At 61.1% G+C, this 19,371-nt stretch carries 22 protein-coding genes and 3 tRNA genes; 13 read left to right on the top strand and 12 right to left on the bottom strand.

Annotation, left to right across the window (positions count from 1 at the left end):
* Positions 1–190: 190 nt before the first annotated feature.
* From HY556_09215 to HY556_09205, 3 genes are all read right to left on the bottom strand, one after another.
* Entirely contained in the window at positions 191–1,666 is a 1,476-nt protein-coding gene (locus HY556_09215) for a hypothetical protein (GenBank protein ID MBI4393956.1), read from the bottom strand.
* Between the two features lie 21 nt (positions 1,667–1,687).
* A complete protein-coding gene (locus HY556_09210; protein MBI4393955.1) occupies positions 1,688–2,644 on the bottom strand; it encodes a hypothetical protein in 957 nt (318 codons plus the stop codon).
* A gap of 453 nt (positions 2,645–3,097) precedes the next feature.
* A tRNA-Val gene (locus HY556_09205) sits at positions 3,098–3,171 on the bottom strand.
* 168 nt (positions 3,172–3,339) lie between these two features.
* Between HY556_09205 and HY556_09200 the strand changes: the two genes are divergently transcribed.
* Positions 3,340–4,374, top strand: coding sequence for a Fic family protein (locus HY556_09200; GenBank protein ID MBI4393954.1), 1,035 nt, complete (start codon positions 3,340–3,342; stop codon positions 4,372–4,374).
* A gap of 145 nt (positions 4,375–4,519) precedes the next feature.
* On the opposite strand, the gene HY556_09195 is transcribed toward HY556_09200, so the two are convergent.
* From HY556_09195 to HY556_09185, 3 genes are all read right to left on the bottom strand, one after another.
* Positions 4,520–4,693, bottom strand: a complete 174-nt coding sequence (locus tag HY556_09195; protein MBI4393953.1) for a hypothetical protein — start codon at positions 4,691–4,693, stop codon at positions 4,520–4,522.
* A tRNA-Val gene (locus HY556_09190) sits at positions 4,693–4,766 on the bottom strand. Before HY556_09190 ends, HY556_09195 begins: the two co-directional genes overlap by 1 nt.
* Before the next feature lie 277 nt (positions 4,767–5,043).
* The gene (locus HY556_09185) at positions 5,044–5,262 is read right to left on the bottom strand and encodes a type II toxin-antitoxin system HicB family antitoxin (GenBank protein ID MBI4393952.1); all 219 of its coding nucleotides are present in this window, start codon (positions 5,260–5,262) and stop codon (positions 5,044–5,046) included.
* A gap of 182 nt (positions 5,263–5,444) precedes the next feature.
* Between HY556_09185 and HY556_09180 the strand changes: the two genes are divergently transcribed.
* From HY556_09180 to HY556_09160, 5 genes are all read left to right on the top strand, one after another.
* Positions 5,445–6,428: a CPBP family intramembrane metalloprotease gene (locus tag HY556_09180; GenBank protein MBI4393951.1), complete on the top strand. Its 984-nt coding sequence runs from the start codon at positions 5,445–5,447 to the stop codon at positions 6,426–6,428.
* 165 nt (positions 6,429–6,593) lie between these two features.
* Positions 6,594–6,947, top strand: a complete 354-nt coding sequence (locus HY556_09175) for a hypothetical protein (protein ID MBI4393950.1) — start codon at positions 6,594–6,596, stop codon at positions 6,945–6,947.
* A gap of 184 nt (positions 6,948–7,131) precedes the next feature.
* Positions 7,132–7,205: transfer RNA gene (locus tag HY556_09170), tRNA-Asn, on the top strand.
* Positions 7,206–7,546: 341 nt separating this feature from the next.
* A complete protein-coding gene (locus HY556_09165) occupies positions 7,547–7,759 on the top strand; it encodes a hypothetical protein (GenBank protein ID MBI4393949.1) in 213 nt (70 codons plus the stop codon).
* Between the two features lie 115 nt (positions 7,760–7,874).
* Complete coding sequence (locus HY556_09160) at positions 7,875–8,255, top strand: hypothetical protein (protein MBI4393948.1); 381 nt, start codon at positions 7,875–7,877, stop codon at positions 8,253–8,255.
* Between the two features lie 48 nt (positions 8,256–8,303).
* Here HY556_09160 and HY556_09155 read toward each other — a convergent pair whose 3' ends face one another.
* Complete coding sequence (locus HY556_09155) at positions 8,304–8,879, bottom strand: hypothetical protein (GenBank protein ID MBI4393947.1); 576 nt, start codon at positions 8,877–8,879, stop codon at positions 8,304–8,306.
* A gap of 17 nt (positions 8,880–8,896) precedes the next feature.
* Positions 8,897–9,544 carry a dTMP kinase gene (gene tmk / locus HY556_09150; GenBank protein ID MBI4393946.1) on the bottom strand — a complete coding sequence of 216 codons (648 nt, stop codon included), beginning with the start codon at positions 9,542–9,544 and terminating at the stop codon, positions 8,897–8,899.
* 82 nt (positions 9,545–9,626) lie between these two features.
* Between tmk and HY556_09145 the strand changes: the two genes are divergently transcribed.
* The 7 genes from HY556_09145 (at position 9,627) to HY556_09115 (ending at position 15,762) form a co-directional block, all read left to right on the top strand.
* Entirely contained in the window at positions 9,627–10,529 is a 903-nt protein-coding gene (locus HY556_09145) for a phosphoribosylaminoimidazolesuccinocarboxamide synthase (GenBank protein MBI4393945.1), read from the top strand.
* 57 nt (positions 10,530–10,586) lie between these two features.
* Positions 10,587–11,477 carry a phosphatase PAP2 family protein gene (locus HY556_09140; protein MBI4393944.1) on the top strand — a complete coding sequence of 297 codons (891 nt, stop codon included), beginning with the start codon at positions 10,587–10,589 and terminating at the stop codon, positions 11,475–11,477.
* A 111-nt stretch (positions 11,478–11,588) separates the two neighbouring features.
* Positions 11,589–12,806 carry a glycosyltransferase gene (locus HY556_09135; GenBank protein MBI4393943.1) on the top strand — a complete coding sequence of 406 codons (1,218 nt, stop codon included), beginning with the start codon at positions 11,589–11,591 and terminating at the stop codon, positions 12,804–12,806.
* Between the two features lie 59 nt (positions 12,807–12,865).
* Positions 12,866–13,561 carry a hypothetical protein gene (locus HY556_09130; protein MBI4393942.1) on the top strand — a complete coding sequence of 232 codons (696 nt, stop codon included), beginning with the start codon at positions 12,866–12,868 and terminating at the stop codon, positions 13,559–13,561.
* 49 nt (positions 13,562–13,610) lie between these two features.
* Positions 13,611–13,844: a small nuclear ribonucleoprotein gene (locus tag HY556_09125; protein ID MBI4393941.1), complete on the top strand. Its 234-nt coding sequence runs from the start codon at positions 13,611–13,613 to the stop codon at positions 13,842–13,844.
* Positions 13,845–13,963: 119 nt separating this feature from the next.
* Positions 13,964–14,128, top strand: a complete 165-nt coding sequence (locus tag HY556_09120) for a 50S ribosomal protein L37e (protein ID MBI4393940.1) — start codon at positions 13,964–13,966, stop codon at positions 14,126–14,128.
* Positions 14,129–14,223: 95 nt separating this feature from the next.
* Positions 14,224–15,762, top strand: coding sequence for a hypothetical protein (locus HY556_09115; protein ID MBI4393939.1), 1,539 nt, complete (start codon positions 14,224–14,226; stop codon positions 15,760–15,762).
* 59 nt (positions 15,763–15,821) lie between these two features.
* Here the strand turns inward: HY556_09115 and HY556_09110 are convergent, their stop codons facing one another.
* From HY556_09110 to HY556_09095, 4 genes are all read right to left on the bottom strand, one after another.
* Entirely contained in the window at positions 15,822–16,343 is a 522-nt protein-coding gene (locus HY556_09110) for a hypothetical protein (GenBank protein ID MBI4393938.1), read from the bottom strand.
* 197 nt (positions 16,344–16,540) lie between these two features.
* Complete coding sequence (locus tag HY556_09105) at positions 16,541–17,395, bottom strand: hypothetical protein (protein ID MBI4393937.1); 855 nt, start codon at positions 17,393–17,395, stop codon at positions 16,541–16,543.
* A 126-nt stretch (positions 17,396–17,521) separates the two neighbouring features.
* A complete protein-coding gene (locus HY556_09100) occupies positions 17,522–18,418 on the bottom strand; it encodes a carboxypeptidase regulatory-like domain-containing protein (GenBank protein ID MBI4393936.1) in 897 nt (298 codons plus the stop codon).
* Between the two features lie 102 nt (positions 18,419–18,520).
* Positions 18,521–19,312, bottom strand: a complete 792-nt coding sequence (locus HY556_09095) for a methyltransferase domain-containing protein (GenBank protein ID MBI4393935.1) — start codon at positions 19,310–19,312, stop codon at positions 18,521–18,523.
* Between the last annotated feature and the right edge of the window lie 59 nt (positions 19,313–19,371).

Here is a 19,371-nt window from a genome sequence, read left to right as displayed (position 1 = left end):
TGACGCCTCTCGGCTTTTGGCCTATTAACGTTTTCTGCGGCTTCAATGGACGAACATGGCCATGCAGCCGGAAAACTGCCGGTCCAGGTTGGCGTCCACCGCCCGCCGATGCCGCCATGGGCGTCGCCGCTTCGGGCTGGGTCTCCTCTACGACCGTCACCCACGAGATTGCCTTGGAAGAAACCGGGGTTCACTTCTGTTTTCTTGCCATCTTGGCCTGCTGTTTCAACGCCTTGAGTTGGGCCTTCTTCTGGCGCTGGAGCTCCTTCGTCTTCTTGGCGACCAGTTTCCGCTTGACCTTCTCCAGCTTTGCGAGCTGTTTACGCCGCTTCGCCTCTTCCTTCTTGGCGATCTTCGCGGCGCGCGCCTCGGCCTTGCGCTTCCCCCGGTCTGCCTTCCAAGCCTTCTTTTCGACCCGTTGCTTTTCCACCTGCGCTTTCCTTTGGAGCTTCGCGATCCCCTGGATCTGCTTTCTCTTATCTTGCGCGGCGCGGGCGGCTTCCTTGCGTATCCGGGCCTTTTCGCGCGCCGCCGTCTGACGCTGCGTTGACGTGGCTCTCGCCTTCGCCTTCCGTTCCCTGCGGATCCGCGCGGCCTCGGCGCGCTGATGGCGCTTCTCGACGAGGAAATGTTGATGGCGCTCCTTGATGTGCGCCTTGTAATCGGCGCGCCGCGCCTCGTAGATGCGACGCAGTTCCGCCGAACGCACCCTGTAAGCCTCCGGATCCGTGGATCTGAGCCGGAACATCGCTTCCTCCTGGGCGGGCGTGAGCCGCACCGGACGCGGAGGCCCGTCTTCGAGGCGACGTTGCCGCGCCCTCATGCGAGTCCCAGAAACCACGATCGACAGGAGAACCGCGCCAAGACCGATCTGCGGCCACCAGAACGGCGGGACGTAGAAGCCGGCGACTGACGCCACGGCAATTGTCGTGTAGGCGAAGTCAGGGTCGGTGTTTGAGACCGCGACGAGCGTGAATGTCGCCGTCTCCCCCTGATAAAACGCCTTTGCCGACGGGGCCACCAAGGTGAGTTTCACAATCTCGGTCTCGCCAGGCTCCAGGGCGATATTGGGCTGTATTCCGGCGAACCAGCCGAGCGTGGGGACCACGCTGAGATCGAAACTGTCTGGGTATGCGCCAGCATTCGTCACTTGGACATTGTAATGGACCTCGCCGGACGGCCCGATGCTCACGGGGGCGTCCGCGATAAGGAGATGCGGTTCATAGAATGGGATAAGCCGCGCCTCGAACTCAAACGAGTCGTCGTAATACGAGCCGTTGAAGACGGACATCCGGACAAGTACGCTCCACTTCGTGAAGTATGGCCGCGGATTCCCGGTCGTGGAGATCAATATCTCGGACGTCACAAGCTGTCCAGGCACGGTGCTGAAAAACGATCTTGTCGGTACGGCCCCCCAACCCTTAGTGTCGTTAGTCAAGGGTTGTACTCGGACATTGAACGAATGAGACATCGCCTGCTGGTTCTGATCACGAGAAAAGTCGTTGACGGTGAACGGCAATAGCGCGGTTTTCAACCGGCCAACATCGATTGACCCTTTTTCCACATCCACGGAGAATCCGTATACGTCGCTCTGGGCGCGAGCCGTGGGAACCGAGACGGATAACGTCAGCAACACGATTAGCGCTGCAAGCCGTTCGGCCTTCATATCGGCGGTCCGTCCCTTGCGCTAACCAGGCCGTCGGAACCTTCCAGTCGCGGCTGCAACACCCAATGCGCCGCCAAGGAGCGCGAGGGGCTCGAACCCGGGCACATAGAAACCTTTGTCGATGGTCAGCGTTGACACCAGCGTCCTATCTCCGATCTTCTGGGGATCGAATGCATAATTCGACGTGATCTTGATCGTAATCGCGCCGGCGATATTCATGTACCCGTTCTTGTAGGGCGTGAGCACCACGACGGTCGCGACCTTCTGGTTTCTCGTTCCGCCCGCACTCTTTGCCTCAAGCGTGATCGGCGGGGGAACCGTCACCTGCCATTCAGGGGGCTTCGAATCCACGTCGAAGAACACCTTCGTCTGTGCGTTACCGAGGTTCGTGACTGTTATCGGATAGGGGACTTCCTGTTGCGGCGTTGCCTTAATGATGCTGATTGGGGTGGATGCATCCAGTATCGAGAAGAAGTCGGCCTCGACGGTCACCTTCGTGTTGCTGTTGCTCGGTTCGAGATTGGCGCCGTTGGCGGCGGCCGCTGCATCGACGGTGATGCCTGTAGGCGTGAACGCCGGTGCCTCCGCGGTCGCGCTGACCTGGACCACAATCTCGCCATCCAAGCTACAATCCTGGACTTGTGCTCCGGATCCTTGCTGGGTCGGATTGGCCGTCTTGATGGCGAAGAATCTGGTGGATGGGACGGGCGTCACAATGAAGTATGATTGTTCAGAAGCGGCCGTAATCGTTACCTTCGTGGGAAGTAAACTGGCAGTCGAGGATGGCGTGTATGTGTAGCATACTTTGATCGGCATGCTTACAGATCCGGCGAGGGGTTTCACTTTCTCGTTTATTGGCGTGATGATGACATTGGTGTTCGTCTGTGTAGCTTGTGCTTCCGCAGCCGGCGCAAGCACTATGAACGCCAATGCTGCAACCGCCACGAACGCCAAGCCCAAGACTTTCTTGCTCGTCATCTTCCCTTGTCTCCTTTTTAGTGTATTTTCCTTCGATTCCGTCCTACGGACGCGAAGTATTTACCCATTTCTATTTTATTCACGAGATAGCTTCCCCGCCCCGAAAAACAGGCCTTTTCTGCTCTTGGGTCTGGGCCGCTACCACTCTTAGACTCGCGAGGAGCCTAATTAAGCATATTGGATATGCTGTTTGAGGTCAAGAGGGGGTTTGTTCTTAATGTTTATGGTGCTATCGTAAAAGACGGCTCCAGGGCGTTCCCTTCTTCAAAACTGCCGTTCCGACCTAGTTGGAGGCTGCGACGCCGCGCGCCGTCTTTTTCGTGAACGGCCCGGGCACGAAAGACCGGCAACGCGCCGACGATGGGCTCATCCGGATTCTTCGATGACTCGCTTCGCTCGTCATCTTGACTCCGGATGACCCATGAAGCGGCCTCGCCTTCGCTCGGCCTTTCATGGGCTCATCCGGATTCGAACCGGAGATCTGCGCTGTGTGAGAGCGCCGTCATGGCCAGCTGGAGGATGAGCCGAGACCTTCATTTTGGGGAAGCAGTTGGAGGCGACCATTGGCGAACAAGACCGACAACCGATTACCCGATCGAAGAGCGTGATGACAGGATTGGCGACCTGATTAACACAGTCATTCTTTAATAAATTATAAATATTATATCAGATATATGACCGTATTAATGCGGACATTGGAATCCAGCCTATTCCTTCTCGAGAAAAGCGAAAAAGCCCGCCGGTTGGACGCGGGGGTCCCCAGCGATCGCCTCAGTCTTCGCGTCCGCCAAACCCTCTACCAATACGCACTCATCCGCAATGGGTGGGGAACGACCAACATCGACGCCGGACCGATCGAGCTTGCCCGCGTCGAGGAACTTTACCGAACCTACAAAGCCGGAGCGGTGAGACCCGGCCGCGTTCTCCCAACGGAGGTCGAAGTCCTGAACTACTTCCGTCTCGTCGAAGACCTTCCACGCGCGTCGTTTCCCTTGAGCAAGGATGACCTGCGCCAATTACATCGAGAATATTTCGCGGGCGTCCCCCTCCAAAACGACGCGAAACCCGGCCAATGGAAAACGCAGGACAATGTGGTCGTCGGACCCCACGGCGTCCTCGAGACCACGCCAAAGGAACGCGTCCAAAAAGACCTGGACGAACTCCTCACATGGCTCAACGGCCCGTCCCAAAATCTACCCGTACTCGCGCGCTCTGCCTACTTCTTCCACGAATTCCAACGGATACATCCTTTCGGCGATGGAAACGGGCGTCTCGGCCGGCTTGCGACCCTTACGGTGCTCGCGATCGGTGGCCTCCCGAACATCAGGTACTGCCCGATCGACGACACCATCAACGAGGACCGAGGGGAGTATTACGCTGGGCTCGAGGAGGCCGACGTTGGCAGACCAGAACGCTGGGCCAACTACTTCGCCAGTACAGTGGTCGACGGATACGTAAGGATCCATTTGCTTGGCGACCGCCTCCAACGGATCCCTCCGAATCTCGAGGCTGGGGGACAAGAACTTCTGGAATGGGTCTACATCCACAAGGCGGCATCCTTCCGATTCCGAGAGGCACGTGTCTTCTTTCCAGGAGCGAGCGACAAGACCGTCCAACGCCGCCTGAGGGATCTCGAAGGGCTGGGCCTGGTCAAGAGATCGGGGCGAGGGGAAGCTACCAGATATGCTGTCGCGTCCCTTCACGAGGTCCGTCGGCCGACCAGCGACTAGGCTGTGGAACCGAATCACGTGAGTCAAGTTGCGCTCATCCGGATTCCCCGGTGAACCCTTGCTTCACCGCGGCTCCGTGGACTCCGGTCCGTCTTCCACTTGGAATCCGCGCTCGTGCACCTCCTCGCTTCGCTACGCGATGGGCTCAACCGGATTCTGCAATGACTCCGCATTGCTTCGCCACCTTGAATCCGGCCTCGCCCATGTCCTCGCGACGCTCGTCGATGGGCTCATCCGGATTCTTCGATGACTCGCAAACGCTCGTCATCTTGACTCCGGATGACCCATGAAGCGGCCTCGCCTTCGCTCGGCCTTTCATGGGCTCATCCGGATTCGAACCGGAGATCTGCGCTGTGTGAGAGCGCCGTCATAACCAACTAGACCATGAGCCCGAAGCCGAGCGAGCGAAGCGAGCTCGGCGAGGCCCGGTGGACGAGCCATGGCGAGTCCACGAGGGCCGGGGTGAAGCCTCACTTCACCTGGCCCGAATGAAACTTGCGTTTCATTCTGGGCCGAGGAATCGCCAAGCGAATCCGAGTATAAGAGTCTAGCGCGCCCGCGGTTCGACCTGTATCAGAGAGCAGAATCGTGGCGCGGATGATGAGCGAATCGAATCATCCGGGACCGGCCAAAAGGACCCATCGGCCATGCGGGACAACGGGCGGTAATCTATGCATCCACTTCGACCGTCGCCAAGGTGCCGTGCTGGATCTCTGCCACACGCTTGGCGTCGGCACGACGGACGGAAAGGATCTCCTTGATCGCGTCTGCCGCGTTGGCGAGCGCCTCGTCGACGGTTTCGCCTTGGGATATTGCGCCGGGGATTTCCACGCATTGGACTATGTAACCCCCTTCGGCTGCTTCTTCGAGGACCACCGTGAATTTCATGACCGAATCCATATGGGTTCAACCCCCTAATGTAGATTTCAACAAATGCCGGGAACCGTCGAACGGCGGGCATGCCGATCTCAGTAGTTTCGGCGGGACGTCTCGCCTGTCTTGCGCGCCAGAGGCAGGGGTGGCCCGGCCCGCCTAGAAGATACTATATCGCCCCATCCGATGGGGCGCCGTTGCAGCCGAACGAAGAGAATGGCCCCCCGGATGCCAAGCGTCTCGTGGGCCTTCGACTAACCACGGCACTCCTTGGCGCCGCGGTGATCTGGTACGTGTTCGCCCGGGCCGCCGAGCTCGTCGCAGAGGGTTACACATACACGCCATGGGCGGTGGGTGTGGTCGGCTCGCTTCTCGCTGCGGCCTTCGGCCTTTACGCGATCTCGCCGCGCCTGCTCGAACCCCTATGTCGACGGGCCGGCCTTGAAGTGCGCCGATGGGACCACGTCTTCGCCGGCAGCGTCATGGCGCTCCTGTTCTTCGTCATCATTGGGATCGGCATCGTCGGGGAGACGTTGTACAACTACGAGTCGATCGACCGGCTCGGAAAGACCTTCGACGACCTTACGCTACCGTCCGCGACCGGCATCGTCGTCGCGCTCATGTTCAACTTCATCCTGTACATGGTCCCGGTCGTCGTGTGGGTCGGACTCGTGGACGGAAAACCGGGGCTCGGTACGGTCGGGGCACTAGGCCTTGCCACAGACCGCCTCCCGAACCGCGTGTTCCTCGGCGTCGCGACGACCCTCCTCATCTTCGGCGCGTTGGGCGTCATCGGGCTCTTCTTGTTCGGCTACGGCATCGAAGCGCCCACGAACCCGCGAGCCCTCCAGATCGCCTCCGCGTTGGACCTTCGCACGGCGTTTCTCGTCGCGGCCTTCGCAAGTGTAGGCGAGGAACTCTTCTTTCGGGGGTTCCTCCAACCCCGGATCGGCCTTTGGGGCCAAGCCGTGCTTTTCGGCCTGGCGCACGCAAGCTACCTCAACGTCCTCCAAGTGCTAGTGACATTCGCCCTAGCCGTCGTCTACGGCTTGATCCGGAGGCGGACCGGGGACGTCATCGCGCCCATCGTCTCTCATTTCCTCTTCGACTTCCTGATGATCGTCCTCGTCATCTACGCCGGCCAACCGAGTCCACCTCCACCGCAACTTGCCTGGCCTTAGCCGTTCCCGGCGCTGTTTTCCTAAGATGGGAGTGATTGCGAGATACCGCGACATTTAAGGGCGAAGAGTGGAATCGCGGCCGCGACGCGAAGAAGGCGCAGGCGGGAAACGGGGTCGAAGGTCCGGCTCGTCTATTCGCCAGGAAACGGGGTCGGCTGAGCCTGAATGAGTCTTGACGAGGGTAGCGAGTTTGAGGCAACCCGCCCAGACCAGGCCAGCACCATAACGGGCAAGATCGAGCAGGAGATAGAGCTCTTGCAGCGGCACGTGATGATGCTCAAGGCCGTGATGGACAACCAACCCGTGGGCATCATCAAACTCGCCGAGATCACGGGCTTCCCCCAGCACAAGGTCAGGTATTCGCTGCGTATCCTCGAATCGGAGGGTCTAATCGAGCCGTCGCCTCAAGGCGCGGTGACGACGGCCAAGGTCTACGATTTCCTCGCCAACCTGAAAGACCTGCTGAACTCGATGGCGAACACGGTCGCGGACCTGAGAAAGACCCTCGGTCAACAGTGACGGTGCCACCGCAAGTATATTATCGGGCGCTTCTTTGTCGGCAGAGCCGAGGGAAAAACGACCGGCCCGTGCCGAACGGTCCGTCGGAGTTTTTCTGTCGACCCTGGCGGAACCGTCGGTTCCGCGCGGGCTAGGCGATATGGGGTTACGTACGCCGCTTTTTGGCTTGGCCAAAAAGGGTCGTGCCGCGGTAGCTCAGTCTGGTGGAGCGTCCGGCTGTTAACCGGACGGTCAACGGTTCAAATCCGTTCCGCGGCGTGACGATGTTCGAGCGTCAGCGAGAACATCGGCGCAAGCGGACGACGGCAAAGCCGGAGTCGGCGACGCTGACGAACAACGAGGGTCAGCGAGTTGTTCGGAAGCGAGATGACGAGTGCTAGCTAGTCATCGAAATCCGAGCGTTCGAGCGTGAGCGAGAACGCGAGGACAAGATGACGAGCGAAGCTAGTCATCGAAGTGACGATCTTCGAGCGTCAGCGAGAACATCGGAGTAAGCGGACGAAGGCGAAGCCGAAGTCCGCGGAGCGCCGTGCACGGGTCACACAACGTGGTCGTGGCGTTCGAAAAGTCTTTTCGCGCCCACTTCGTTGGCGTTGGCGATGCCCCGCCCGCCCGACATCCGTGGCCTTTGCGAAACGTGCAACACCGAACAAGCGTTCTTCGAGGATTCCGGCACGCCGGGAGGCACCGTCCCGTTCGGAGATACTGCGGGCTACCGTTGCAAGAAATGTGGTGTGTTGCGCACGCGCATCCGCAATGCCGCGACGGGCGAGGTCATGATCCGCAAGCGTCACACGCCATCGAATCGCTGATCGATCCGCGAAGAATCATAGGAGAAACGCGCACGGAACGCGACGTTGCGCGCTTTTCATCGAACCAATTCACAACACTTATCTATCGACTTACTCAATTTCGTTCCAGAAGACCATGGCGTTTGACGATGGGAACGGCGCTGTCTTCGAGGAATTGAAGAAGGAAACGGTCGCCGGTTCCGATCCAACGTCGTCTGATGCTTCGCTTGCGCCGGTCGAGACCGGCGCCGACCCCGAGCAAGTGAGGATGCTGGAGCACGAGTTGCACTCTGCCCGGCAGGAATTGTCGACGCTTGAAGCCGAGAACGAGATGCTTCGGGCCGAGATAGGAAGACTCGAGTCGACGCTTCTGAGTTTGCGTTCACGCCAGGTTCCCGCGCGGCCGCCGCGTCGGGTCAAGATCAGCAGACTACGCAGAAAAAACGTGGTGAAGACTTTGGCAGCGAAAAAGAAGAAAACAAAAGCAAAGGCAAAGAAGAAGAGCCGCAAGAGATAAGGCTGGCTCTTTTTCTTTTTTTTCTCTCTCCGTTTTTGCTTCAGGCCTTCATTTGATCCTGCCCTTGGCGCCGCAGGTCGGGCACTTCGCGACGAACGGCCTCAGCCCTTCCGCCTTGAACCGCGTCTTGCATCTCGGGCAGGCGATATGGACGGTCGTGAGAGGAACGGATGCCTCACCCTGGGCTGTGGACGGCCCCGCCCGCGATTCCGGCGCGCCTTCTTCCAATACGGCACGTGGGCGGGCGACCACCTCCACGCCACCCTCCTCGGCCGGGGCCGCGGGCGGCGCGGAAGGCGCCGTCGTCAGAATGATCGGCGTGCCGCGGGCCTTGCCCGGGTTCGAAGGGGCGCGCCTTGCCTGTTGTGAACGGGGCATGTTGACGCGGCCCCAACAAGCGACGACCGTCGAGACGGAAAGGACGATCGCCGAGATGATGGCGAGGATGAAGTACTGGACGAAGTAGATTCGTTCGCCGCTGTACGAGTAGATGAGTACGAAGAGGGACAAGACGGCGACCGCGAGGCCGCTCCTGAACACGGTTCCCGGGGCGTAGGATCTGCCCCTGAAGTCCACGGCAGGACGCCTCGTCGCCACGGCGGAGCGGATATCGACTGCGGCCATTTATATCCTCGATTGCGTCAGACGATGCGGCGGCGTCGAAGCGCCGCCATGCAATCGGCAGCCACCTCGCCTGCGGGCTTATTACCGTTTATGGTGACGTAGCGTGATTCGCGCTTCGCGAGGCGGAGATAGTTGGCCCGCACTTTGGCAAGGAACGCCGGACGCTCGAAATCCGTTAGCGTGCGACGGCTTTCGAGGCGCGCCATGGCCACCGGTACCGGCACGTCGATGAGGAACGTGACGTCGGGGGCGCGGTCGTACGCGGCCTGCACGTTTTCCAGCCAGCGCATAGCCTTCCCCGTGCCGCCGAGGCGCGAGGCGAGGGTCGCCCCCTGGTAGGCGATCATTGAATCACTGAAGCGATCGGAAAGTACTATCGCCGAGGTCTTCGGCGAGTCGAGGACCTTCTCGATGCCCGACAAGTGCCCGGCGTGGTCCGCCATGAACAAGTGCGCCTGCGCCAACGGATCGACCGCCAGGCGACCCGGCTTGTTCCGTAGGCTCGACTTCACGACGTCCCCGAGCCAGGACCCCGTGGGTTCGCGCGTCACGAGCACTTCCCGCCCCCTTAGCCGGAGCTCCTTGGCTACTGATCTCGCGATCGTGGTCTTTCCAGAACCGTCGATACCTTCGAAGGTGACCAACCGCCCTCTTGTCCGAGCCACGCCCACGCGTATGTGCGTACCGCATAAAAATCCAAGCATAGAAAGCGTAAAAACGGTGTATCCTTTCTTCCCTTCGATGAGCATGGAGCTTCTCAGGAAGGGCAAGGTGAAGGAGGTCTACGGTGTCTCGCAGACGGAACTTGAGTTCCACTTCACAGACCAGATAAGCGTCTTCGACAAGGTCATCCCGACGCTCATCCCAAGAAAGGGCGAGACCCTCGCCCGGACCAGCGCATTCTGGTTCAAGCGCGTCGAACGCATCGGGATCAAGACGCATTTCCTCTCCCAGAACGCGCCTGACAAGATGCGGGTGCGCCGTGTCCAGGTGATCGCGGACTACGCGAAGCTGGACCACAAGACGACCAATTACTTGATCCCGCTCGAGGTCATCTGCCGCCACTACGTCGCAGGCTCGCTCCATGATCGATTGAAGGCCGGTGAGGTAAAGCCCGAGACGCTCGGCTTTTCCAAGGCACACGCACCGAAGTATGCGGAGAAGCTTCCAAGGCCCATGCTCGAATTCACGACGAAACTCGAGAAAGTGGATCGCCTTTTGTCGGAGGACGAGGCGAAACGGATCTCCGGGCTCAACGAGACGGAGCTCGAGAACGTGAAGCGCACCGTGCTTCGAATCGACGAGGAGATAGCGAGGGGTGCCTCGGAGCGCGGGCTTGTCCACGTCGATGGCAAGAAGGAGTTCGCGTTCGACCAAGACCGTGAACTCATGCTCATCGACACGTTCGGCACCGCCGACGAGGACCGGTGGTGGGACAAGAAGAGGTTCGAGGCCGGCGAGACGGTGGAGCTTTCCAAAGAGCACGTGAGGCAGTATTACAGGAAAGTCGGCTATTACGAGAAGCTCCAGGAAGCGCGGGAGGCGCGTACACCCGAGCCGGACATCCCGGCCCTTCCGGGGGCGGTCACGGCCGAGGTCAGCGCTCTTTACATGAACCTCTACGAGCGCATCACGGGCGAGAAGTTCTAGGCGACGGGAGACGGCGTTGCTGGAGGTGGACGGAACGCGAGGGGGTGGGACGCCTAGATGACCGATGCGATCACGACATGGGGGATCATCCTCGGCGGAAACTTCCTGCTCATCGCGTTGGCGCTCTTCGTCCTCGCCGAACCGCCCGTGTATTCACGGGGGCGCTTTGATTGGCCCACTGCGTACTCCGTCGACGAGAGCGTCCCGTTCGTGGTCCTCTTCCTTTTCGTGATGGTTGTGCATTTCGTCGAGATAAACGTCGATCAAGCCGTGACGGACGCACTTGGTTGGGACTTCACCGGACTCGTCTACTCGTTCGAGGGGCACGCGGTCGCGGTCTTCCAGACCGTGAGCCATCCTTCCATTGATTACCCACTGCTCGCGATCTATCTCTTCGGTTATCCGTTCCTCATCTATTTCAGCCCGGTCTTCTACATCCTGGTCAAGGACGCGAAGGCGTTGCGGCTTTGTGTCCTCACCGTCGCGATCACGTACGTCTTCGCGATCCCGCTCTACCTTTTCTTCCCGGTCTACGACCCTTGGGTGGTCTCGCAGGACCCGGCGAACGCGTGGTACGCGGGGCCCGTGATCGACTTCCGGATGCCGGAGATCTGGCCCGGGGTCGCCGAATCCTATTGGAAGTTCACGACGACGAACAACGAGATCCCGAGTCTTCATAGCGGCCTCTCCGCGGGCCTTGCGGCGGTCGCGTGGGCGAGCGGCCACAGGCGTTATGCCGCTGTAGCGACGCTGTTTGCGGTCGGCATCCCGATAGCGTCCCTCTATATCGGCGTCCATTGGCTCGTCGACATCCTCGCTGGTTGGCTTTTTGCGGGGATCGCGTTCACGGTCGCCTGGCGCGTCCGGGACAGCGTCAACCTGGAGCGGCTGAGGCTTTTCAGAATATCAAAAGATGGAGGTTCGGCAAAAGCCGAACTTCGACCATGAAAAATACGGCTGTTTGGCTGCGCGGGACACGGCACCTAATAGGCCCCTTCGCCGCTTTCGGCGTCGTGACCGACGCCGGCATTCACCCGGCCAAGGAGCCGTGAGGACGAATTGCGCATCGCGATGTTCACCGACACGTACCTACCCACCATCGACGGGGTGGTCACATCGCTCGTCTCGACTCGACGGCTTCTCGAAAAACAGGGCCACGAGGTCTTCATCTTCGCCCCGGGCGATGCCACGAGCCGCGAGACCAACGTAGACCCGAACGTGATCTTCTTCCCCGGACGTCCCCTTCGCTCATACCCCGACTACAGGTTGCCGGTCCTTCCGTACCCCGTCCGTTCGCACGTGAAAAGGCTCGGCATAGACCTCGTCCACAGCCACGGGATGGCGTTCATGGGGCTACGGGCGGTGTGGGTCGCGCGCTGGCTGCACCTGCCGCTCGTCATGACGTACCACACGCGCGTCGACCTCGCCACGAACTACATCGCGAAATCGGAACTCGGCGAGCGGACGCTCGCGCGTTTCATCTGGACGCATCTCGGATGGTACTTCCGCCGGTGCGACGCAGTGATAGCGCCCACGCAAGCGACGAAGGACGCGATCCTTGCCGAACGCCCGACCGACATCGCCAAGCTCTACGTCGTCCCGAACGGAGTAGATTACTCGCGCTTCGCGGCCACCGACGCTTCGATCCTCGATGGGTTACGCCTCGCGCAAGACACACCCGTGGTGCTTTCCGCCGGACGCATCGCCTTGGAGAAGCGGCTGGAGACCCTCATCGGTGCGGCGCCGGAGATCATCGACGCCCTCCCGGACGCGAAGTTCATCGTCGCCGGTAGAGGACCGGCCAAAGCACACTACGAAGACCAAGTGAGAAACGCAGGGCTCTCCGATCGTTTCACTTTCACAGGATACATCCCCGACGCCCAACTCGGCGCCTTGTACGAGCGCGCCGACGTCTTCGTGATGCCAAGCCAGTTCGAGACACAAGGTATGGTGGCACTCGAAGCGATGCACAAGGGCACACCGGTGGTCTGCGCATCGGCCGGCGGGCTCGTCGACTACATGAGGCATGGCGAGAACGGGTACATGTTCGACCCCGGCGACTCGCGTGGCCTCGCGCGCCACGCGGTCGAGGCGTACCGGCACGGCGAGCGCGTCAGCTCGGCCGCCATCGAGACGGCGAAAAGCTACGCGATAGAAGGCACGACGGACAGACTCCTCCACATCTACGACGAGGTGAGGCTTGTCCCCGAGGAGGAACGCTCCGGCGTGGGGCGCGTGCGGCGGTACAAGCTCCTCGAGATGATCGCGGGCCGGTGAGGTTGGAAGGCCGACTGCCGCCCAACAAGGCTTATCAGCGCGCCCCATGGTTAGAGCGCATGAAGGCCAGGGCCCTCAAGGTCGGCGTATTCCTCGTCGCGATGTCATTGTCGTTCTTTTCCATCGCAAGCGACGTCGCGGCGCATGCCGACGGGTTCGGCGACCGGGCCGCCCTTGGCTGCGGCGGACAAGGCTGCCACGGCCTCCAACCTTCGACGACCATCGTAGCGACACTCGAAGCGCCCGGCGAATACGTGGCCATGCAGTCGTACTCCCTGAAAGTCGTCATCGGCGGAGGGCTTCCCACACTCCCCGTGCAGCAGAACCAAGGCGGCTTCGCTCTCGCAAGCTCGGCCGGAAGCTTCCACGCCCCAAGCGGCGAGACGAGCTATCGCATCCAATCCGGTGCCGCCACGCATACGGCCGCAGGAAACGACCAGCGCGAATGGATGGTCCATTGGACGGCGCCCGCGCGAGGGACAGGCGACGTTACCTTCAGACTTTCGGTGAACGCGGTGAACGGCGACGGCGTGCCGGATCCTGGCGATCTCTGGAACATGCGCACGCTCACGATCAAAGAGACGACTGGCGCCGCCCCGGCAACACCCGCCAGCGAGACGGGCGGGAACCCCACACAACAAGACGCGACGGCAGGCGGGAACACCACGCGGACGCCCGGCTTCGAGATGGGCGCCGTATTGATGGCGACAGCCACCGGAGCGCTACTTCTTGCCATCGCGTCGCGCCGCCGCTGACCCTGAGATACGAGCGTATAAGTAACTCTTGAATCATCGCGGAGTGTCCATGTCGAAGAAGCCGCTCGATGTCCTCCACGGAAGCCTCAACGGCCGCGTCATCGTGCATCTACGTGGCAACCGGGAGTACCGAGGCACACTCGACGGCTACGACCACCCGCACATGAATCTCGTCCTGAAGAACGTGGAAGAGGTCGAGAAGACGGGGACCCCGGAGGAAAAGACGACGAAGCGGGAGACGGTCATAATCAGAGGCGACAATATCATCTATATCAGTCCCTAACGGTCATCGAGCGACGCGAAGCGTCGCGAAGATGGCCGGCTTTTGACGCACCTTTTCGCAAAAGGTGCTGGGAACGTTTTTATATGGGTGCTCCATTCCTCGCTTCCACGGTCTAGCCGATGTCCAAGGGAACCGCGTCCAAGGGCAAGCGTAACTCCAAGACCCACGTCCGGTGCCGCCGCTGCGGGAAGCACTCCTTCCATGCGGGACATCGCGTGTGCGCGTCCTGCGGCTTCGGGAAGACCGCGTATTTGCGGAACTTCTCCTGGGTCAAGGCCAAGTGACCGCGACCCCTTTTCGAGGTGGAGACGACCCTCCCACATGCATCCTTCGGACAGAATCCTTATTCCACGCTTCGCGCCTAACGTGGTGAAGCGCATTGGCCAAGAAACAGCGTAGGTCGCTCGTTCGAAGCACCGGCCGCGTCGAGGAGGCCGACCTCATCCGAAACGCCAGGCACCTCGCGGAAAACCCCGAGACCGCGGCCCCGCGTTGCATCTGTGGAAACGACAAGTGCCCTTCCCGCAGGATTGCAAGAGAGCTCGAACGTGTGAGTCGCGACCGCGGCGACGAGAAACGCTTGATCCGGCACACGAAGGGATTCTTCACGCATCGCGTCGTCAGGGCGTATGCGGCAACGCTCCTTCTTGCCCTCACGGGCTCCGTCCCTTACGTCGCCAACATGCGGATCGGGACGAACGTCGTCCCGTATGCGGTGCGCGGAGGCGCCCTGAAGGAAGAATTGGTCGGGTTCCAGCACCACGACGACCGGATGCTGAGGCTTCTTTCAATGCACAACCTCGTCGTGAAGAAGGGCCTCAACTTCTATGCGATGGAGGACGAAATGCTGTGCTCCGGGACGACGCCGCAGCCGCCTGACGGGTTCATCGCGGAGAAAGCGAAGCTCCTGGGTCTCATCGAGAAGGCCCCGGGTTTCCACGCATGCCCGCACATCACGGTCGTCCCGGAGTCCGACCACCTCATGATCACGTGGCGAGGCGCCAACGCCCGTTTCCTCAAATGCGCAAGATGCGACGGCAACGCCAATTCGCTGTCGCGGCTCTTCGGGCACATCGGCACGGCGTCCCCACGGGAGCATTTCAAAGTGGAGGCGAAGCTCCATCGCCTCGACCTCTATGCGGGAGACGAGCCTAACGTCCCAAGTGAGGCAAGTGCTTCGATCCTCGACGACTATTGGAAGGGCAAGATCGGCGACGGCGACCTTTTGCGCAAGACCCGCGCCCAAAGGAAACAGGCGCTCCAAGCCCTTCCGGGGCCGCTTTACGTCCGTGGCGATTCATTCTTCGCAAGCGACGCGAGGGCGTTCATCGAGGCGCTCGACCCCGACGCGCTCGAAAGGACGGCATTGAAGGCCATGCTCGACGGTCACGACGGCGTCGTGGTGGTCGAGGACGACACGGCCGCAAAGGTCATCGAACGCTTCTTCCCGACCCGCGGCGAAGCGGCGTTGACGGCCGTCGCGGGCGACGAAGCGGCAGCGAAACGCATCCTCGCGGGCGGCGGAAGCCCCATGGACAAACTGCGCTCGGCCGAGAAGGCTTCGAAGCGCACTTCGATCGTCGGCAAGCTCCCGTCTTTCAAGAGCATCGCACCGGAGTTGGCGGTCCTCGATGCCGTGGCGAAGGAATACCGTGCCCACGGCCGTTCCGAAGCGCTGCGCATCCTCATCGCCGAGGAGAAGAAGATGCCGACGTTGAGGCCGCTGTCCGCGGCGGTGCGACGCGTGTTGGGCGGGACGCGCGACGACGCATGGCTGCTTTCGAAAGAGGAGGCGGAACTCGCCGAGTACGCGACCGCGTTGGTGAAGGAACTTCTTGAGTGCGGCCCGGACTCCTACGTCGAAGCCATGGAAAAGGTGGCCCGCGGCCTAGGACTTGAAGTTCCAAAGAAAAATTGACGAGCGTCGGGCCCCACGGCCTACATGTATCGTGGCATGGGGCTCCTTCGCGGCCCCGTCTATGCTTCTACCGCCACGAGGACGTCGAGCCGCCTTGGCTCGCACGCGAAACCCGGTTTCCTGTAGATGTAGCTCTTAGGGTCCAGTATCGCGATGTCGGCGCTTATCACGGAGCCGGCTTCGAGCTTCCGTTCGCAGGGCACGAATAGGCCACCGAGGAGATCGTACGCGGCGTCGGTCCACCCTTCGGGGACCACCTCGATACAATCGAGCATCACGCCGTGCGGGCGTCGCGTCTCATTCGCTTCGACGCTTCGCGGGGACGTGCTGGAACCCGAAGCGGAGGAGCCAGGATTCCCACGCGAGCTGCGGGTCGTCGCACGGACGTTCACTTTCAGGCGCGGGATGCGCACGCTGCTCGTCCCCACGACGTAACCCTTGATCCGCGATTCCACGGGGAACTTGAAATTCGTCATGAAAGCGTCGATGAGGCCCGCACGCTGCGCATCCTTCTCTTGCGCCCAACCGCGATTCTTGACGCTTTCCACCTCATTGAGGAGGAACTCGATCCACGCGTCCATCGGAATTGCTTCTATGGAAGGCGGCTTTTAAGGCCTAGGTTACGGGATATGGCCCAAAGGGGGAGATTCAAGGAGAGGCGTTTTGCCAGTTAAGGTGGGGCCTACGCGGCCGCCCACGGGTCCGTCGTGGATATCTGTCCGCGGGATTCCCCGGGGTCCTGGCTTTCTCTTCGGCGTCGATCGACCGCCACTGCCCTTCAGGAGAGCATGTTGGCGTCGAACCCTGTGGGGGCGCGGCCTGATTTCGCGTACTCGTACAGAGCGGCCGTGAGGATGCCGTTTATCGCCGCATAGCTTGCGGACACGAGCACCATGTAGAACACGAAGATGCCGACACCGATGATGAAACCGTAGGGCACAAAGAGGCTGGCACCGATGATGAAGCCGGAAGGCCCGAGTGCCGCGCTCGCCGGGAGGATCACGGCGAATAGCATGATGACGCCTATGAGACCGAGGATCGAGAATATGACCCACGTCCCGAAGCGGCTCACGGCCATCTCGCCCCACGTGCGTCTCACGACCTCTATGCTCGACTTCATCGCCTCCACAGGCCCCTTGCCTTCGAGGACGATGGCAGGGATGACGAAGAACGTGGCCACCGCCCAGGCGGCGCCGACGAAGCCGATGACTATGCGGGTGATCCACGACCTGCTGTCGCGTTCGAGCATCCGGATGACAAGACCGACCGTGCCGGCGATGATGGCCCACAGGAAGATCGCTCCTATGTGGCGCATCGAGGCGTTGATCCCGTCGGCAAGCGTCGGGTTCCCGCCGCTGAAGCGGATCTTCGCGCACGCGATGATGGCCGCATTGAAGAAGATGACGACGAAGGTCCCCATGATGTATGCTGCGAGAAGAGCAAGGTAGAACAACATCTCGCTGCCAGACGATGCCGCGGGGATCGCGATGCCGAGGAAGACGCCGCCCGCAAGGATGACCATGACGATCGTGGAGATGATGGGGAAGAGGAGGAGCTCCTTGTCGAGCTTCAAGACCTCGTAGCTCGCCTTCGTGAGGTTCCAACCGCGGTTGATGCTGTCAAAGATTCCCATGGCGCACCGGGGTTCGAGGAATACGGCACCCCGACTTAACCTTAATCCTTCGGCACCGGCAGAATCCACGGCGGGCATCAAAACGGGGTGATCCGTGCGCGTGAGGCCGGACCGCGCTGCCAGGCCTTATTTTTGGTAGACGGAATAGTTGGCCGGCCCTGGCAAGACGTAGAAGACCGTCACCACGATCTCGAACTGCTGGTTCACGGCGAGGCCGCCGCTCGTGTCCTGCTCGTCGTCGCCGAGCGACGGGGCGAGCTTCGTGAACGACGTGAACGTGCCGCCGCGCGCGTAATACCGCTTCAAGACGCTCGGGCCTACGTCGATTCGAGCGTAACCGTTCTCCCCGATCGTGCGTCCAAGGTCCGTGTCGAGGTCGCCGAAGCCTTCGGTGCTCGCCGTGAGGGAGAGGCGGGAACTCGCCGACGTCTGCGGAGTGTAGCGCATCTCGATGACGATGCCGGCGGCGTCCTCGTTCAAGTCCCACCGGAACCGGTCCTTGTTGTTCGGGTCGAGTTGGCCGCAACTGTACTCCGTCCCGTCCCCCGTGAACGGGTGGCTTGCGATCGCGTGGCAGGATATCTGGCCCTTCGCCTCGGCAGGCACCGAGTACGGGTTCTTCGTAGGTATCTGCTCGAGCTTGAAGTTGAGCTCGTATATGGTGCCGTTCTTCACCACGGCGCTAGCGGTCTTCGTGAAGTAGCCTTCGAGCGAAGCGCTCACGAGGTAGCGGCCGTTCTCAAGATCGATGAACTCGTACCGCCCGGACTCGTCCGTAACCCTCGAGACGTTCATCGTGTCGATCGACACCTTGGCGCCTTTGAGGGGCGCGAACGTGAGGTCGCCGACGACGCCGAGTATCGCTCCCGGGCGCGACTCGTCGAGCCGAGCATCGAAATCCAAGGTCACCTTCGACTGGTCGTCGGTGGACGCAGGGGAAACGGGCGCAGCACCAGGGTCGACGCAACCTGCTAGGCTTGCCGCGACCATGATCAACGCGCCGAAAACGGGGGTGGCTCTCATGGGCTTAAATAGCCAGTGCCTTGCGTGGTCTTTAAGCTTTATTGCACAAAGGTTCCTGGAATCGCCACGGATCATCGGTTTGTCGCGTCCCATGGCCGTGGGTCACTTCACGGCCGATGCGCGATTCCAGTAGAACAGGGCGCTGGCGTGCTCCATACGCAGGAGCGAAGATAACTCCTCGCACGCTGTCTCCACCTCTTCCCGACTTGCGAGGCCGTGCTCTTCAAGGGCCGGGGCTGCGGGCTTGAGATTGTCGATGAGGTTCTCGACCCACGGGGCGAAGCTTTGCATCCCGACGTGGTGGAGTTCCGGTTGCACGCTGAGGGAGACGTCCTTGAAACCGGCCTTGCGAAACAATCCATAGAGCCTCTTGCCGATGAGTGCGTCGCCACCGAGGCGCTCTTGCAGAGTCGCGAACCGCGCCCACACGCGGTCGAATGCCTCGCAATCTGGATCGAAGGCGGTCGCTAGGATGTTGTTCTCCTGCACCATCGCACGGCCTCCCACCTTGAGAACACGCCTCATCTCACGAAGCACTTCGACGGGCCCCGGGACGTGTTCTAGGAGGTACCGGCAATACGCGACGTCGAACCCGTCGTCGCCAAAGGGGAGCGCGTGGGCGTCGCCGCGCACGAGACGCACGTTTCCCGGCAGGGCCGGGCGCGCCCGCAGCTGGTCGAGCGAGAACTCGACACCGGTGACGGAGCCAGGTGCGAGTTTCGTCGCCACATCACGGGCGAGAGTGCCAAGTCCGCACCCGACGTCGAGCACCTTCTCCCCGGGCGAGAGCGATAGAAAATCGACGAAGGGCAGGTTCGTGAGCGCGTTGAGACGGCGTAGACGCTCTTGCTCTCCCTCCGATGTCCCGTGGATGTACGTTGATTTCTTCCTCATCCGATCCCGCTCCGAGGGAGGCCGAAAGACGAGGGGCCGCGCGTCTTCCCGAGGCCTTG

This window comes from Euryarchaeota archaeon (assembly GCA_016207515.1).
GTDB lineage: Archaea > Thermoplasmatota > SW-10-69-26 > JACQPN01 > JACQPN01 > JACQPN01.
This window is presented reverse-complemented; position numbering and strand designations above follow the sequence as displayed.